Raw genomic sequence first — 15,521 nt, forward strand, 5'->3', positions numbered from 1 at the left:
GCTAGCGGCCGATTTGATTACAAGTCCAGGTTCAGCGTCAGGCGCACTGCGCGGCCGTCGCCCTTGTACAGGAAGGCGCCCGAGCGGTACACGGCGGTGTAGTAGTCCTTGTCGGTCACGTTCAGCACGTTCAGGCGCAGGTCGGCGTGCTTGTTGATGCGGTAGGACGCGAACAGGTCGTACACGCTGAACGAGGGCACCGGCTGCGAGCACATGCCGTTGGTGTAGCCGGCGCCGGTGTCGGGCTGGCCGCCGCAGCGGCTGCTCTCGTAGCGCGCCACGGCGCCGAAGGAGAAGTCGCGCGTGAGCTGGTACTTGCCCTGTACGGTGAAGGAGCGGTCGGCGAAGTTGGACAGCGGGTTGCCCACGTTGGACGCCACGGCCGAGCGCAGCACCTTGGATTTCATGATCGCCGCTCCGGCTTGCAGCTGGAAGTTCTTGGTGAGATTGCCGGCCAGGCCCAGTTCGATGCCGCGCACGCGGTTCTTGCCGGTATTGAAGGTGCCTTCAGTGTCGTAGTTGGCGCCCTCCATCACGTCGTCCTTGGTGGTCTGGAACACGGCGGCGGTGGCCAGCAGCTTGTCGTCCAGCAGGTTCCACTTGGTGCCCAGCTCGATGTTCTGCGAGGTCTCGGGCTTGGCGCCGGCGGCGCTGCCGTTGTGGATCACCAGGCCGCCGTAGCCGCTGCTCGTGCCGGTGTCGGGTTCGCCGCCGTTGATGTCCTGCGCCGTGCCGTAGCTTGCATAGACCATACCCATGGGGTTGATCTTGTAGCTCACACCCAGGTGGCCGTTGAGCAGTGTGTCGTTGAAGCCGTAGTTGCCCGTGATCGCGCCCGTCTGGTTGTTGCGGGTGTCCAGCGACAGGTCGTAGTGGTCGGCGCGCAGGCCGCCGAACACGGTCCACTGGTCGGTCAGGTCCACCGTGTCCATGGCCGACAGCGCGAAGGTCTTCACGCGCCAGTCGCGTGTCCAACTGCGGCGTTCGTAGCTGCGGCCGGCCAGGTCGCCCAGGTTGCTCACGGGGTTGCCGTTCAGATCAGTGATGCACCAGCCGGCCTGCGGGCCGTTGCGGCCCGAAACGCGGCAGTTGGTGGCGCCGGTGTTGGTCACGCCGTAGTTGCCGGACTTCACCTTGTGGTCGGTGTATTCGAAGCCGAAGATGAATTCATGCTTGAGGCTGCCGATCTGCTTGTCCCAGCGCAGGTTGCTCTGGTGCGCGAAATATTTCACGTCCTGCCAGCCGGTGTGGCCGCCGTCCAGCACGCCGGCCGTGCCGATCGGGTTGTTGGCCGCGTCCAGCACCGTGCCGTTGGAGGCTCCCGTGGTGGCGTAGCGGTTGTCCGACTGGCCGTAGCGCGTCAGGCTGGTGAGTTTGAGGTCGGGCGCAAAGCGGTAGGCGATGCGCGCGGTGACCGTGTCCACGTCGGAATTCAGGAAGTCGCTGTTCTGCGCATAGACCGGCACACCCGTGGCGGGGCGGCGGTTGGGCACCGTGCCCACGAGGTAGCCGCCCAGGTCGGGATGCTTGTCCTTGGCGCGCAGGCCATAGTAGTCCAGCGTGACGGACAGGTCTTGGTTCAGCTCCCATAGGCCCGACAGCGCCAGGCCGTCGCGGCGGCGCTGCGAGGGGCTGCGGCCCGGCACGTCCTCGCCCGAGGTCAGGGCGTTGGCGCGCAGGGCGAACTTGTCGGTGAAGCCCTTGTTCATGTCCAGCGTCACGCGGTGGTGGCTGTCGGTGCCCACGCCGGCGGACACGCGTGTGAAGTCATAGTCCAGCGTGGCCTGCTTGGTCACGGCGTTCACCGCGCCGCCTGCCGAGCCGCGGCCCGCGAAGCTGGAGTTGGGGCCCTTGGTGACTTCCACCTGCTCGATGGCGAAGCTCTCGCGCGTGGTCATGCCGGGGTCGCGCAGGCCGTCCACGAACACGTCCGAGCGCGCCTCCTGGCCGCGGATGATGTAGCGGTCGCCAAAGGCGTTGCCGTTTTCGCCCGTGCCCAGGGTGATGCCGGGCTGCGCGGCCAGGATCTGCTTGAGGTCGGTGGCGCCGGAGTCGCGGATGGCCTCGCCGGTGACCACTTGGATGGTCTGCGGCGTCTCGGCCAGCGGGCGGGTGTGGCGCGTGTCGGCGGAGGTCTTGGCCTTGTAGGGCGCGCCGACCTCGGCGTTGGGGTTGGGATCGATGGCCTGCTCCTGCACCGTCACCGTGGGCAGGGTGGTGACGGGGGCGGGCGTGGGCTGCACCTGGGCGATGGCGCTCAGCGGCAGCAGGGCTGCGGCCATGCGCAGGCTCTTGGGCTTCTTGAGAGGGGAGGAGGAGGGCATTGCTGGAAACGAGAGGTTGGAATTATTCGCTAGGGATTATTGTTGCGAATCAATCTCGTTTGCGTCAATAAGTGCAAAAATGCCTCACCCACAGTGGCGGAAACGTCAGCAGCAGTGGTGTTTTGTGGTGGTTTGGCAACAAACACACGGTTGGGCGCGCGAAGTCCCGCCAAGTCCCGCCCAGCGCGGCAAGCATTCGGCCAATGCTGGCGCATATCCCGCTGCCGGATGGCACACGGCGGCAGGGCGATCAGGCGTTGAGCAGCGCGCCGCCCTCGCGCCGGGCCGCGCCGGCGTCCACCAGTTCCTGCATCAGCTGCTCGGCCCAGACGGATGCGGTCTGCTGCGCAAAGTGTCGCTGGTGCAGCAGGCCGAAGTACGGTGTGGCCGCCAACCAGGCATGCACTTGCGCCAGCGGCGCCTGCTGCCATTCCAGCAGCTTGTACTTGAGCAGCACCTTGGCCGCGTGGCGCGCGTGTTTGACCGGGTCGGCCTCGAAACCCGCCAGCCGGCGCCGCGCCCGCGCCAGCGCGGCGGGCACGTCGCCAAACACGCTGCCGTGGCCGGGGATCACGGTGAGCGGGTTCAGCCGCTCGATCAGATCCAGCGTGGCGCCCACCTCGGCAAAGGCCTGCTCGCCGTCCAGTTCGGGGAACACCACGCCGAAGCCGTTCTCCCAGAGCGCGTCGCCCGAGATCAGCACGCGGGCGTGCGGCTCGAACAGCACCACGGCATGGGTGTCATGCCCCGGGGCTGCGTGCACCTGCCACGCGCGGTCGCCCAGCTGCACCTCGGTGCCGGGGGGCAGCACGCCGTCGGCACGAAAGCGCGGGCACTCCTGGCCGGTGGGCACGTAGCTCAGCGCCACCGGGTCCCAGTCCTGCACCTGTGCCCACTGCCCCGGGGGGATGCGGGTGGCAAGCTGCGGCCAGCGCGCCTGCAGCGCGGCATTGCCGCCGCAATGGTCGCTGTGCAGGTGGGTATTGAGCAACTGGTCCAGCACACGCCCGTCCAGCGCCGACTCCACCAGCGCCACGGTTTGCGGCGCGTGGGCGCAGTAGCCGCTGTCCACCAGCGCCGTGCAGTCGCGCCCCAACAGCAGCACGTTGTTGGCCGACAGCCAGCCGCGCTCGATGACAATGATTTCCGGTGGTAGGGCAGGTGGAACAAGCGGCATCAGCTATGAAAATTGGAGTAACCGGAGCGCGGCATCACTTGCCGTCGCGCAGCTCCCGTCGCAGGATCTTGCCCACGTTGGTCTTGGGCAGTTCGTCGCGGAATTCGATGTATTTTGGCCGCTTGTAGCCGGTCAGGTGTTCATGGCAGTAGCGCACCACGTCGTCCTCGGTCAGCGAGGGGTCGCTGCGCACCACGAACACCTTGATGGCTTCGCCCTGCTTGTCGTCGGCCACGCCCACGGCGGCGCATTCCAGCACGCCCGGGCACAGGGCCACCACCTGCTCCAGTTCGTTGGGGAAGACGTTGAAGCCGCTCACCAGGATCATGTCCTTCTTGCGGTCGATGATGCGCGTATAGCCCTCCTCGTCCATCACGCCGATGTCGCCCGTGCGCATGAAGCCGTCGGGCGTGAAGGCCTTGGCATTTTCCTCGGGTTGGTTGTAGTAGCCGGGCATCACGTTGGGGCCCTTGATGCAGATTTCGCCCGCCGAGCCGATGGGCAGGCTCGCGCCTGCGTCGTCCTTGATGGCGATGTCGATGCCCGGCAGCGGCAGGCCGATGCTGCCGCTGAAGGCGGTGCTGTTCACCGGGTTGTTGGTGCCGATGGCGCAGGTCTCGCTCATGCCCCAGCCTTCGATCATGGTGGCGCCCGTCACGGACTTCCACTGCTGGGCCGTGGCCTCGGTCGCGGCCATGCCGCCGGCCTGCGCCACGCACAGCTGCGAGAAATCCAGATGGCGGAACTGCGGGTTCTGCAGCAGTGCGTTGAACAGCGTGTTCACGGCGGGCAGCATGTGGAAGGGGCGCTTCTTCAGCACCTCCACGAACTTGGGGATGTCCCGCGGGTTCGGGATCAGCGTCAGGCGCGAGCCCTGGCGGATGGCCAGCAGGCACAGCGTGAGCGCGAAGATGTGGTACAGCGGCAGCGCGGCAATGCTGTTGGCGCGGCTCAGGTCGCCGATCTTGCCCAGCGCGGGGGTGAACCAGGCCTCGGCCTGCAGCGTCGCGGCGACGATGTTGCGCTGGGTGAGCACTGCGCCTTTGGACAGGCCCGTGGTGCCGCCCGTGTACTGCAGGAAGGCCGGCGTGTCGGGCGCGACGCGCGCCGGGGTCAGCGTGCGCCGCTCGCCCAGGGCCAGCGCGCGCTTGAAACTGATCACTTGGCGCCCGCCCGTCAGGGGCAGCTCGTACGCGGGCACCATCTTGGCCAGGTGGCGCACGGCAAAGGTGATCCAGCGTCCGTACCAGGCGCCCAGCAGGTCGCCCATGGAGGCGATCACCACGTGCTGCACGGCCGTGTGGTCGATCACCTCGGCCAGCGTGTGCGCGAAGTTCTCCAGGATGACGATGGCCGTGGCGCCCGAGTCCTTGAGCTGGTGCTCCAGCTCGCGCGCGGTGTACAGCGGGTTCACGTTCACGCACGTGTAGCCCGCGCGCAGCACGGCGGCCATGGTCACCGCGAACTGCGGCACGTTGGGCAGCATGATGGCCACGCGCGCACCGGGCGCGAGACCCTGGCCCTGTAGCCACGCGCCGAGCCGGGCTGACAGGCGGTCGAGTTCGCGGTAGCTCATCCACCGGTCCATGCACACCGAGAACGGGCTGTCGGCGTGGCGGTGGAAGGACTCCTCCAGCATCTGCGCCACCGAGGGGTAGGCATCGGCATCCACGTCGTGCGGCACGCCAGCGGGGTAGTTCTTGAGCCAGATTCGTTCCATGCAAGGGTCCTCGTTGCGGTATGGGGCAAGATCGCACCGATTGTGGAAGTGGCCTTGCACGCGCCATACCGGGCTTGTCCTAGTCCGGATGCCGCAGAGGTCACCCAAGCGACACACCACAACCACCACAAGGGAGCTTCATGACGAACGCGCGTTGGCAACGCTGGGCGGTGGCCGTGCATCTGCTGTTGATCGCGGGCTGGATGGCCTGGTTCTGGGCCCGTTCGCCGGCGCTGGCGCTGGCGGGCGTGGCCGCGGTCCCGCTGATGTTCCGCCTGGGCATGGCGCCGCAATTTTTCTTGATGGCCTGGGTTTGCCGGGGGGATGCGACGCCGCGTCCGCGCGCCGGGCAGTTGCTGCGCGCCTGGTGGGCCGAGTCACGCTGGGCCAGCCTGGTCTTCGGTTGGTGGCAGCCGTTCCGCCACCAGGCCGTGTCGGACTGGCTGCCACCGCGCGCGTCGGACGTGCCCGGCCCGCGCGGCGTGGTGCTGGTGCACGGCTTCCTGTGCAACCGAGGGTTCTGGACGCCCTGGCTGGCGCTGCTGCGTGCGCGCGGCCATGCCTTTGTGGCCGTGACGCTGGAGCCCGCCTTCGGCTCCATCGACGATTACTGCCGCACCATCGACGATGCCGTGCGCCGCGTGGCCGAGGCCACTGGGCGGGTGCCGCTGATCGTGGGCCACAGCATGGGCGGTCTGGCCGCACGCGCCTGGCTGCGCGCCGTGCCGGGCAGCGAGCAGCGCGTGCACCGCATCGTCACGCTGGGATCGCCGCACCACGGCACCTGGCCCGCGCGCGGCGCACGCAGCACCAATGGCCGGCAGATGCGGTTGCACGGCCCCTGGGTGCGCCAGTTGGGTCAAGACGAGCCGCCGGCACGCGCCGCAGTCTTCGTGTGCTGGTACTCCAACTGCGACAACGTGGTCTATCCGCCCGCGGCCGCAATGCTGCAGGGCGCGGACAACCGCTTCATCGAGGGGGTGGCGCACGTGGAGATGGCGTTTCACCCGCGCGTGCTGCAGGACTGCCTGGCGCTGCTCGAGCAGCCCTGAGCGTGTCGGCGACGCGCTTCAGGCCGGGAGCGGCTCGCGCGCATCGGCCGCGAACTCGGGCTGGCCGCGCAGCCGTTCGTAGATCGGCGCGAAATCCTGCGCCGTGAGTTCGAACAGCTGCTCGAAGCTGTCGATCACGAAGTAGGTCTGCTGGTAGGTGTCGATCTTGTAGCGCGTGCGCATGGTGCGTTCCAGCTCCAGTGGCAGGCGCTGCGGCTCGGGGCTGTGCACGGCGTAGGGCAGTTCGCCGCGCGAGCTGAGGATGCCCGCGCCACAGGCGCGCAGCCCGCCTTGCTCGCGGATCAGGCCGAACTCGATCGTGTACCAGTACAGCCGCGAGAGCATCTCGCAGGCGCCCAGTCCCGCCGCTTTCAGGCCTCCTTCGCCATAGCGCTGCACATAGTCGGCAAACACCGGGTTGAACAGCAGCGGCACGTGGCCGAACAGGTCGTGGAACACGTCGGGCTCGACGATGTAGTCGAACTCCTGGGGCGTGCGGATCCAGTCGGTGACCGGGAATTTGCGGTTCGCCAGCAGCGAGAAGAACGGCACCTCGGGGATCAGTCCCGGCACGGCCACCAGCTCCCAGCGCGTGGCGCGGTACAGGCGCTCGTTCACGTCATCGAAGCGCGGGATGCGCTCCTTGGCGCCCAGCAGCGGCAGGGCCTGGATGAAGGCCTCGCTCGCCAGGCCCTGCAGCTGGGCCGACTGGCGCTGGTACAGGCGGTGGTAGGTGTCGTGGTCGGCGGCGGTGTAGGCTGCGAAGTTCTGCGCGCAGGTGTAATCCTCCTGCGCACGCGAATAGTCGCCGCGCGGCGGGCGGCTGGATTGTCCGTAGACGACGGGGGCTTGTCCCATGGTGCTTGTCTCCTTGTTGGAACCACGCCGTCGTCGTGCACCGCCGGCCTGGTGTGGGCCGGCGGGCGGGAGTGCAGGACGGCGTTCAGTCGATGTGGATCTTGGCGGCCTTGATGAGGAATTCGTACTTGCCCAGTTCCGAGCGCACGAAGCTGCCGAAGCCGCCCAGCGTGAGTTCTTCGGGCGTCAGGCCCATCTTCTGGAACTGCGCCTTGCCGGCCGGCGAGTGCATGGCTTTCGAGAACGCCGTGGCGTATTTCTGTGCATCGGCGGCGGGCAGCGTGGCGGGGGCAAACAGCCCGAACCAGGTGGACACGTTGAAGCCGGGCACCTCGCTGTTGATGCTGGGCACGTGGGGCAGGGCGTCGTCGCTGCCCAGCGATGTCACGCCCAGCGCCTTAAGCTTGCCGCCCTGGATCAGCGGCAGTGACGACGCCAGGTTGTCGAACACGATGTCCACGCCGCCGTCCTGTAGCGCTTTGAGCGCCGGACCCGCGCCCTGGAAGGGCGCATGGGGCATGCGCGTGTTGGTGAGCGACTTGAACATCTCCCCGGCGATGTGGCCGATGCTGCCGTTGCCGCCCGAGCCGTACTTGAGCTGGTCCGGGTGGGCCTTCATGTACTTCACGAGGTCGGTGGTGGTGCTGATATCCAACGCCTTGGCCCGTTCGGCGCTCATCACCAGCACGTTCGGTGTGCGGGCGACGAGCACGATGGGCGTGAAATCCTTGACCGGGTCGTAGGGGAAATTCTTGTACAGCCAGGGGTTCACGGCATGGGTGGCGACCGCACCCATCACCAGCAGGTTGCCGCCCTTGGGCGCCTTGGCCACCGTGTCTGCGCCCAGGTTGCCGCCGGCGCCCGGCTTGTTCTGCACCTGGATGGGCCCGAGCTGGGCCTGTGCCCCTTCGGCCAGGATGCGCGCGCTCTTGTCGAGCGGGCCTCCGGCCGCGTAGGGCACCACGATGGTCATGGGGGCGGATGCGTTCTGTGCCTGTACGGCGCAAGCCATGCACAGCGCAAGGGAACCCACCAATTGACGGCGACGCAACATTGAATTTCTCCCGAGTCTCTTTGAAAGGGCGCTCAGTATAGAAAGCCGTTGTTGCAGTGCGTCATTCCATGGCGGGCCGCGCCCAGGGCTCACGCCTGGGTCTGCAGGACGCCGCGCCGGATCTGGTCACGCTCCAGCGATTCGAACAGCGCCTTGAAGTTGCCTTCGCCGAAACCCTCGCGGTAGTTGCCCTGGCGTTCGATGAACTCAAAGAACACCGGCCCCAGCATGGGCGTGGAGAAGATCTGCAGCAGCAGACGGGGTGTGCCGTCAGCCGTGGTGCCGTCCAGCAGGATGCCGCGCGCCTGTAGTTCCGCCACGTTCTGGCCGTGACCCGGCAGGCGGGTGTCCAGCATGTCGTAATAGATGTCGTTGGGCGCCGGGGCCAGGGGCACGCCCGCCAGCCCCAGCTTGTCCACCACCTCGACGAGCGAGTCGCAGATCAGCGCGATGTGCTGGATGCCCTCGCCGTTGAACTGCATCAGGAATTCCTCGATCTGCCCGCCGCCCTGCTTGGCCTCTTCGTTCAGCGGGATGCGGATCTTGCCGTCCGGCGCGGTCATGGCCTTCGACGTCAGGCCCGTGTACTCGCCCTGGATGTCGAAGTAGCGGATCTCGCGGAAGTTGAAGAGCTTTTCGTAGAAATTGGCCCAGAATCCCATGCGGCCCCGGTACACGTTGTGCGTGAGGTGGTCGATCTCGTTCAGGCCGTGCCCCACCGGGCGCCGGTCCACGCCGGGCAGGAAGTCGAAGTCGATGTCGTAGATGGACTTGCCGTCCTCGAAGCGGTCGATCAGGTACAGCGGCGCGCCGCCGATGCCCTTGATGGCCGGCAGGCGCAGTTCCATGGGACCGGTGGGGATCTCGATCGGCTGGGCGCCCAGCTCCAGCGCACGCCGGTAGGCCTGGTGCGAATCCTTCACGCGAAAGGCCAGCCCGCAGGCCGAGGGGCCGTGTTCGGCGCCAAAGTACGCGGCCTGGCTGGCCGGCTCGCGGTTCAGGATGAAGTTGATCTGGTTCTGCCGGTACAGCAGCACGTCCTTGGACCGGTGGCGCGCCACGAGCGTAAAGCCCAGCTTCTCGAACACCGCTTCTAGTAGCCCCGGGGTGGGCGAGGTGAACTCCACGAACTCGAAGCCCATCAGGCCCATGGGGTTCTCCCAGGCGTCGGCGTCGTGGGTGGCGCGAAGGGGCAGGGCGGCAGTCATCGGCAGTCTCCTTAGGGTGTGTCGCTTCACTGTAGGAGGGGCGGGGCTCATGTTTCTGGCGAATGCGCACGGGTTTGAGTGTGGATATGCAGGAATGTTGCGCAACGTCAATGCGATGTGCAGTCATTTCGCGTTAAAGAACACGCGGGTGCGTCTCGTGCGGCGCTTGCCTAGAATCCGCCGCCATGAGCGAACGCACCCCCGCCCTCGACAAGCTGGACCGTGCCATCCTGCGCCGCCTGCAGGACAACGGCCGCGAGACCTATGACGTGATCGGCGAACAGGTGGGCCTGTCGCCCAGCGCCGTGTTGCGCCGCGCCAAGCGGCTGGAGGAAGAGGGCGTGATCGACCGCTACGTGGCACTGGTACGCCCCGAGCGCGTGGGCCTGGGACTGACCGCCTACCTGAACGTGCGCCTGGAAAAGCACACCGAGAGCCACAAGCGCAACCCGATGGACCTGTTCCGCGCCAGCGTGCAGACCTGGCCCGAGGTGGTGGAGTGCGCGTCGCTCACCGGCGAGATGGACTACCTGCTGCGCGTGGTGGTGGCCGACATGGCGCACTACAGCCGCTTCATCATGGACACGCTGCTCAAGCACCCCAGCGTGCAGGACTGCAAGACCAGCTTCGTGCTGGACCGGGTCAAGGCCACTACCGCCCTGCCGGTGTAGATAAAAAAGGCACGGCAGTCGCGTGGCGGACAGAGGAAGTCCTGTATTGATAGCTGCTTGCGCTTACTGGGTAAGGGCTAGAGGCCATTTTTCCCTTGGATCCGATTTCCCCCACTTTTTTGTTGCATTGCAGCATATGCGCCCCAGATTCCTAGGGAAAACCCTAGAATCGGCCGCATCATGCTTTCAACCAAAGACTGGCTTCGCGCTTCCTGGAATGCAGGGCGACAAATGCTGCGCCCCGCCGCCGGGGGACGCTTCCACCGAGGTTTTGCCATGAACACTGTGATGGTGCCCATCCGTTCGCTCGGCCCGCAGCACCGCGAGCGCATTGCCGCCCACCTGCTGCGCCTGGAGCCGCGCGACCGCTACCTGCGCTTTGGCTACGCCGCCAACGACGACCAGGTGCGCCGCTACGCCGAGTTGCTGGACTTCTCGCGCGACGAGGTGTTCGGCATCTTCAACCGCCGCCTGGAGTTGATCGCCATGGCCCATGTGGCGTTTGCGCCATCGGGTGAGTACGAAAGCTGCGCCGAGTTCGGCGTCTCGGTCTCGGCCACGGCGCGCGGGCGCGGCTACGGCGCGCGGCTGTTCGAGCGCGCGGTGATGCTGGCGCGCAACCGCGGCGTGAGCATGATGTTCATCCACGCGCTCACCGAGAACACGGCCATGCTCAAGATCGCGCGCAATGCCGGCGCCACGGTGCGCCGCGACGGATCCGAGTCCGAGGCGTACTTGCAGTTGCCGCCCGCGCGCTTCGACACGCGCGTGTCCGAGATCATGGCCGAGCATTTCGGCGAAGTGGACTACCAGCTCAAGAAGCAGGCGCGGCAGTTCTGGCGTTTCCTGGCCGACCTGCAGGAAATCCGCCAGGGCGTGCGCGACGGCCGCCACCAGGCCGCCGAGTAGGCAGGCGCGCCCCCGGCGTGCCCCGCGGGTGCGCGGGGCGATCCGCTATCCTTGGGGGCTGATCCACTCCCTGCACAACCTGCACCCGTCCCCGTGTCCGACCCCCACCCTGCGCGCGCCTCCGACAAGGAGGACAAGCGCACGTTCCTGCAGCGCCTCGTCGAGTTCATCAACCCCGGGCCGGACTCGACGGCCGAGCTCATCGCCACGCTGGCCGAGGCCGAGGACAACGACGTCATCAATGCCGATGCGCGGGTGATGCTGGAGCGCGTGCTGCGCATGGCCGAGATGACCGCGGGCGACGTGCTGGTGCCCGCGCCACGCATGGACATGCTGGACATCGACGCGCCGGTGGACGAGCTCATGCACCAGGTGCTGCACACCGCGCACTCGCGCTTTCCGGTGTACCAGGGCGAGCGCGACAACATCATCGGCATCCTGCTGGCCAAGGATCTGCTCAAGCTCTGGCGCTCGCCGGGGCTGAACGTGCGCACGCTGGTGCGCCCGGCGCTGTTCGTGCCCGAGAGCAAGGGCCTGCATGACCTGGGGCGTGAGTTTCGCAACACGCGCAACCACATGGCCATCGCCATCGACGAGTTCGGCCGCATCGCCGGTCTGGTGACGTTCGAGGACGTGATCGAGCAGATCGTGGGCGAGATCGAGGACGAATTCGACATCCCCGAGGACGAGGGCGACATCTTCGGCCTGGCCGACCGCACCTTCCGCGTGAGCGGCGACACGCCCGTGGAGCGCGTGGCCGAGGCCTTCGGCGTGGCGCTGCAGGGCAGCGACCCCGATGAGAGCTTTGACACCATCGGCGGCCTGATCGCGCACGAGCTGGGCCGCATGCCGCGCAAGGGAGAGTCCGTGGTGCTCGGCGGCCTGCAGTTTGTGGTGATGCACACCAAGGGCGGGTCGGTGCGCTGGTTCAAGGTCGCACCGGCGGCGGCCACGCCCGAGTCCGAACGCTGATGGCCGTCGCACCGCCCCTGGCCGCGCACGCACCGCGCCGCGGCCCGTTGCCCTGGGTGCTGGCACTGGTGGCCGGGCTGGCGCAGGCCGCATCGCTGGCCTGGCCCTGGGGCGGACAGCCGCTGTGGTGGCTGCAGATCCTGTCGCTGGCCTTGTGGGCGCATGTGCTGCTGGGCGCCGGTGGTACACGCCGGGCCGGCCTGCTGGGCTGGGTGTTCGCCACGGCGTGGCTCGCGGGCACGTTCTGGTGGCTGTTCATCTCCATGCACACGTATGGGGGACTGGCCGCGCCGCTGGCCGTGCTGGCGGTGCTGGGGCTGGCGGCGTTCCTCGGCAGTTATTACGCAGCGGTTTCTGCATGTTTTTGGGCTCTAGCGCCCGTCCATAGAGCGCTGGCAGCTATCGTTTTTGCTGCGCTGTGGTTGTTGGCGGAATTGGCGCGCGGCCAATGGTGGACCGGCTTTCCGTGGGGCGCAGGCGGCTACGCGCATGTGCAGGGGCCCCTGGCCGCGCTGGCGCGCAGCGTGGGCGTGTACGGCATCGGTGCCGCGGCGGCGCTCTTGGCCATGTTGCTGGCGCAGGCGCGCCGCGCCGACCTGCGCAACGCACGTGCCTGGGCGCTGGTCCTGGCGCTCACGGCCGTGGGGGCAGGGGCCGCCTGGCAGCGCCACTGCGCCGTCGAGGGCTGCGGTGCCCCGCCGCCCGTGCATGCGCCGCTGTCGCTGGCGCTGCTGCAGGGCAACATCCCGCAGGACGAGAAGTTCCAGCCCGGCAGTGGCGTGCCGATGGCGCTGCAGTGGTATTACGACCAGATCCACGCGGCCAAGGCCAGCCTGGTGGTGGCGCCCGAGACGGCCATCCCCCTGCTGCCGCAGCAGCTGGTGCCCGGCTATTTGGAGGGCATGGCCGAGCGCTATGCCGCGGGCGGCCAGGCGCTGCTGCTGGGCATCCCGCTGGGCAGCCTGGAAGAGGGCTATACCAACTCGGTGCTGGGCTTTGCGCCAGAGCAGCCGCAGCCCTACCGCTACGACAAGCACCATCTGGTGCCGTTCGGCGAGTTCATCCCGCCGTTCTTCCGCTGGTTCACCGAGATGATGAACATCCCCCTGGGCGACTTCAACCGCGGCGCGGTGGGTCAGCCGGCGCTGGCGTGGGCCGGCGAGCGCATAGCGCCCAATATCTGCTACGAGGACTTGTTCGGCGAGGAAATCGGCGTGCGCTTTCTCGACCCGGCGAGCAGCCCGACCATCCTCGTGAACCTGAGCAACATCGGCTGGTTCGGCAACACCGTGGCGGTGGACCAGCACCTGGCCATCAGCCGTCTGCGCGCGCTGGAGTTCGAGCGTCCCATGGTGCGTGCCACCAACACCGGCGCCACGGCGGTGATCGACCACCGCGGGCAGGTCACGCACCGCATGCCGGCCTATCAGCGCGGCGTGCTGCGCGCCCAGGTGCAGGGGCGTGGTGGCGCCGCCACGCCGTACGCCCGGTGGGTGGCGCGCTGGGGGCTTTGGCCCCTGTGGGCGCTCGGGTTTGCAGTGGCGGGGCTGGCCTGGTGCCTGCGCGGGCGCACAGGGCGGGCGCGGGCTGGAAATTGATCCAGATCATCCCGGCGCGGTAGCCAGCGGGCTTTCCCGGGGCACGGTTACAGGCCAGAGCGCGCGCGAGCCTGGATAATAGAGGGCCTTCGCCGCCCGTGGCCGCGGGCCGCGCGCTGATTTTTTTGCATCAACGACAACCACCTACCGCGACGGCACGGGCCGTCTGGAGCACGATTGACAATGGCTGATTCCTTCTCGTACGAACAACTCATCGCCTCGGGCGAGGGCCGGTTGTTCGGTCCGGACAGCGGGCGCCTGCCCCTGCCCCCCATGCTGATGTTCGATCGCATCACGCACATCGACACCGACGGCGGCGCGCATGGCCTGGGAAAGATCGTGGCCGAACTCGACGTCAAGCCCGACCTGTGGTTCTTTGCCTGCCATTTCCAGGGTGACCCGGTCATGCCCGGCTGCCTGGGGCTGGATGCCATGTGGCAGCTCATCGGCTTCTATCTCACCTGGCTGCGCCTGCCGGGCCGTGGCCGCGCGCTGGGCGCGGGCGAGGTCAAGTTCACCGGCGAGGTGGGCCCGGACGTGAAGCTCGTGACTTACGAAATCGACCTCAAGCGCGTCATCAAGCGCAAACTCAACATGGCCATCGGCGATGCACGCCTGCTGGCCGACGGCAAGGAAATCTACGTGGCCAACGACCTGCGCGTGGGTCTGTTCCTGCGCGAAGGCGACGCACAGGGAAGCGCAGCATGACCAAGAAACGGGTGGTGATCACGGGCGCGGGCATCGTCTCGTGCATTGGCAACGATCTGCAGACCGTGGAGGAGGCGCTGCGCGCCAGCCGCTCCGGCATCAAGGCCGTGCCCCAGTTCACCGAGCTAGGCCTGCGCAGCCAGGTGGCGGGTGTGCCTGAGATCGACGTCGAGGCGCGCATCGACCGCAAGCAGCTGCGTTTCATGGGCGACGCCGCGGCCTATGCGCAGATTGCCCTGGAAGACGCCATCCAGCAGGCCGGCCTCACCCCCGAACAGGTCAGCCACCCGCGCACCGGCCTCATCATGGGCTCGGGCGGCGGCTCTCCCGCCAACCAGATCGAGGCGGCCGACACGCTGCGCGAAAAGGGCATCCGCCGCGTGGGACCCTACCAGGTCACGCGCTGCATGAGCTCCACCGTCTCGGCGTGCCTCGCAACCAACTTCAAGGTCAAGGGCATCAACTATTCCATTACCTCGGCCTGCTCCACCTCGGCGCACTGCATCGGCGCCGCTGCGCAGCAGATCGCCTGGGGCCTGCAAGACGTGATGTTCGCCGGCGGCGGCGAAGAGCTGTCCTGGGGCATGTCGCTGCTGTTCGACGGCATGGGCGCCATGTCCAGCAAGTACAACGCCACGCCCGAGAAGGCCTCGCGCGCCTATGACGCCAACCGCGACGGCTTCGTGATCGCCGGCGGCGGTGGTGCCGTGGTGCTGGAAAGCCTGGAGCATGCACTGGCACGCGGCGCCACCATCCTGGGTGAGGTCGTGGGCTTCGGCGCCACGAGCGACGGTGAGGACATGGTGGCCCCGTCGGGCGACGGCGCCATCGCCTGCATGCAGCAGGCCATGGAAGGACTGGGCGCACCCATCGACTACATCAACACCCATGGCACCTCCACGCCTGTGGGCGACATGCAGGAAGTGCGTGCCATGCAGGCGGTGTTCGGCGAGGCCGTGCCGCCGTTCTCCAGCACCAAGTCGCTCACCGGCCATTCGCTGGGCGCCACCGGCGTGCAGGAAGCGATCTACTGCCTGATCATGCTGAACAAGGGCTTCATCGCCGGTTCGGCCAACGTGGAGACACCCGACCCGCTGCTCGGCTCCATGCCGCTGGTGACCCAGACGCGCGACGCGCAGTTGACCCACGTGCTGTCCAACAGCTTCGGCTTTGGCGGCACCAACGCCAGCCTGGTGCTGCGCCGCTGGCAAGGCCAGTGACGGCCTCGGGCCAGGTACGACGGGGGCTGCGGCCCCCGTTTTGCTTGGAC

Annotated in this window: 13 protein-coding genes; 7 read left to right on the plus strand and 6 right to left on the minus strand. The window is 67.6% G+C overall.

Features of this window, described 5'->3' with window-relative positions:
• Nucleotides 1–17: 17 nt before the first annotated feature.
• The 3 genes from K2L43_RS02785 to K2L43_RS02795 form a co-directional block, all read right to left on the minus strand.
• Nucleotides 18–2,324, minus strand: coding sequence for a TonB-dependent siderophore receptor (locus tag K2L43_RS02785; protein ID WP_011803973.1), 2,307 nt, complete (start codon nucleotides 2,322–2,324; stop codon nucleotides 18–20).
• A gap of 250 nt (nucleotides 2,325–2,574) precedes the next feature.
• Complete coding sequence (locus K2L43_RS02790) at nucleotides 2,575–3,501, minus strand: MBL fold metallo-hydrolase (protein ID WP_103738540.1); 927 nt, start codon at nucleotides 3,499–3,501, stop codon at nucleotides 2,575–2,577.
• 34 nt (nucleotides 3,502–3,535) lie between these two features.
• Entirely contained in the window at nucleotides 3,536–5,221 is a 1,686-nt protein-coding gene (locus tag K2L43_RS02795; protein WP_220638465.1) for an AMP-binding protein, read from the minus strand.
• Between the two features lie 140 nt (nucleotides 5,222–5,361).
• Here K2L43_RS02795 and K2L43_RS02800 point away from each other — a divergent pair, with 140 nt between their 5' ends.
• Nucleotides 5,362–6,273: a triacylglycerol lipase gene (locus tag K2L43_RS02800; RefSeq protein ID WP_220638466.1), complete on the plus strand. Its 912-nt coding sequence runs from the start codon at nucleotides 5,362–5,364 to the stop codon at nucleotides 6,271–6,273.
• A gap of 18 nt (nucleotides 6,274–6,291) precedes the next feature.
• Here K2L43_RS02800 and phhA read toward each other — a convergent pair whose 3' ends face one another.
• The 3 genes from phhA to hppD all read right to left on the minus strand — a co-directional run bounded on the left by phhA (nucleotide 6,292) and on the right by hppD (nucleotide 9,393).
• On the minus strand, nucleotides 6,292–7,131 hold the full coding sequence (gene phhA, locus K2L43_RS02805) for a phenylalanine 4-monooxygenase (protein WP_220638467.1): 840 nt from the start codon (nucleotides 7,129–7,131) through the stop codon (nucleotides 6,292–6,294).
• Nucleotides 7,132–7,216: 85 nt separating this feature from the next.
• Entirely contained in the window at nucleotides 7,217–8,185 is a 969-nt protein-coding gene (locus K2L43_RS02810; protein ID WP_103738544.1) for a tripartite tricarboxylate transporter substrate binding protein, read from the minus strand.
• 89 nt (nucleotides 8,186–8,274) lie between these two features.
• The gene (gene hppD / locus K2L43_RS02815) at nucleotides 8,275–9,393 is read right to left on the minus strand and encodes a 4-hydroxyphenylpyruvate dioxygenase (RefSeq protein WP_047350074.1); all 1,119 of its coding nucleotides are present in this window, start codon (nucleotides 9,391–9,393) and stop codon (nucleotides 8,275–8,277) included.
• A gap of 185 nt (nucleotides 9,394–9,578) precedes the next feature.
• Here hppD and K2L43_RS02820 point away from each other — a divergent pair, with 185 nt between their 5' ends.
• The 6 genes from K2L43_RS02820 to fabB all read left to right on the plus strand — a co-directional run bounded on the left by K2L43_RS02820 (nucleotide 9,579) and on the right by fabB (nucleotide 15,471).
• A complete protein-coding gene (locus K2L43_RS02820; RefSeq protein ID WP_011803980.1) occupies nucleotides 9,579–10,064 on the plus strand; it encodes an Lrp/AsnC family transcriptional regulator in 486 nt (161 codons plus the stop codon).
• Nucleotides 10,065–10,244: 180 nt separating this feature from the next.
• Nucleotides 10,245–10,973, plus strand: coding sequence for a GNAT family N-acetyltransferase (locus tag K2L43_RS02825; RefSeq protein ID WP_196994450.1), 729 nt, complete (start codon nucleotides 10,245–10,247; stop codon nucleotides 10,971–10,973).
• 93 nt (nucleotides 10,974–11,066) lie between these two features.
• Nucleotides 11,067–11,945, plus strand: a complete 879-nt coding sequence (locus K2L43_RS02830) for an HlyC/CorC family transporter (protein WP_041835866.1) — start codon at nucleotides 11,067–11,069, stop codon at nucleotides 11,943–11,945.
• Entirely contained in the window at nucleotides 11,945–13,543 is a 1,599-nt protein-coding gene (gene lnt, locus K2L43_RS02835) for an apolipoprotein N-acyltransferase (RefSeq protein ID WP_220638468.1), read from the plus strand. The genes K2L43_RS02830 and lnt overlap by 1 nt, the downstream gene beginning before the upstream one ends.
• A 183-nt stretch (nucleotides 13,544–13,726) precedes the next feature.
• Nucleotides 13,727–14,251: a bifunctional 3-hydroxydecanoyl-ACP dehydratase/trans-2-decenoyl-ACP isomerase gene (gene fabA, locus K2L43_RS02840; RefSeq protein WP_220638469.1), complete on the plus strand. Its 525-nt coding sequence runs from the start codon at nucleotides 13,727–13,729 to the stop codon at nucleotides 14,249–14,251.
• Entirely contained in the window at nucleotides 14,248–15,471 is a 1,224-nt protein-coding gene (gene fabB / locus K2L43_RS02845; protein WP_011803985.1) for a beta-ketoacyl-ACP synthase I, read from the plus strand. The genes fabA and fabB overlap by 4 nt, the downstream gene beginning before the upstream one ends.
• Nucleotides 15,472–15,521 lie beyond the last annotated feature (50 nt).

Origin of the sequence: Diaphorobacter sp. MNS-0, assembly GCF_019602835.1 — a bacterium.
In the GTDB taxonomy this organism is placed as follows: domain Bacteria; phylum Pseudomonadota; class Gammaproteobacteria; order Burkholderiales; family Burkholderiaceae_C; genus Diaphorobacter; species Diaphorobacter nitroreducens.

Coding starts and splice junctions, on each gene's coding strand:
- K2L43_RS02785 (WP_011803973.1), bottom strand. CDS start 2,324: ATGCCCTCCTCCTCCCCTCTCAAGAAGCCCAAGAGCCTGCGCATGGCC.
- K2L43_RS02790 (WP_103738540.1), bottom strand. CDS start 3,501: ATGCCGCTTGTTCCACCTGCCCTACCACCGGAAATCATTGTCATCGAG.
- K2L43_RS02795 (WP_220638465.1), bottom strand. CDS start 5,221: ATGGAACGAATCTGGCTCAAGAACTACCCCGCTGGCGTGCCGCACGAC.
- K2L43_RS02800 (WP_220638466.1), top strand. CDS start 5,362: ATGACGAACGCGCGTTGGCAACGCTGGGCGGTGGCCGTGCATCTGCTG.
- phhA (WP_220638467.1), bottom strand. CDS start 7,131: ATGGGACAAGCCCCCGTCGTCTACGGACAATCCAGCCGCCCGCCGCGC.
- K2L43_RS02810 (WP_103738544.1), bottom strand. CDS start 8,185: ATGTTGCGTCGCCGTCAATTGGTGGGTTCCCTTGCGCTGTGCATGGCT.
- hppD (WP_047350074.1), bottom strand. CDS start 9,393: ATGACTGCCGCCCTGCCCCTTCGCGCCACCCACGACGCCGACGCCTGG.
- K2L43_RS02820 (WP_011803980.1), top strand. CDS start 9,579: ATGAGCGAACGCACCCCCGCCCTCGACAAGCTGGACCGTGCCATCCTG.
- K2L43_RS02825 (WP_196994450.1), top strand. CDS start 10,245: ATGCTTTCAACCAAAGACTGGCTTCGCGCTTCCTGGAATGCAGGGCGA.
- lnt (WP_220638468.1), top strand. CDS start 11,945: ATGGCCGTCGCACCGCCCCTGGCCGCGCACGCACCGCGCCGCGGCCCG.
- fabA (WP_220638469.1), top strand. CDS start 13,727: ATGGCTGATTCCTTCTCGTACGAACAACTCATCGCCTCGGGCGAGGGC.
- fabB (WP_011803985.1), top strand. CDS start 14,248: ATGACCAAGAAACGGGTGGTGATCACGGGCGCGGGCATCGTCTCGTGC.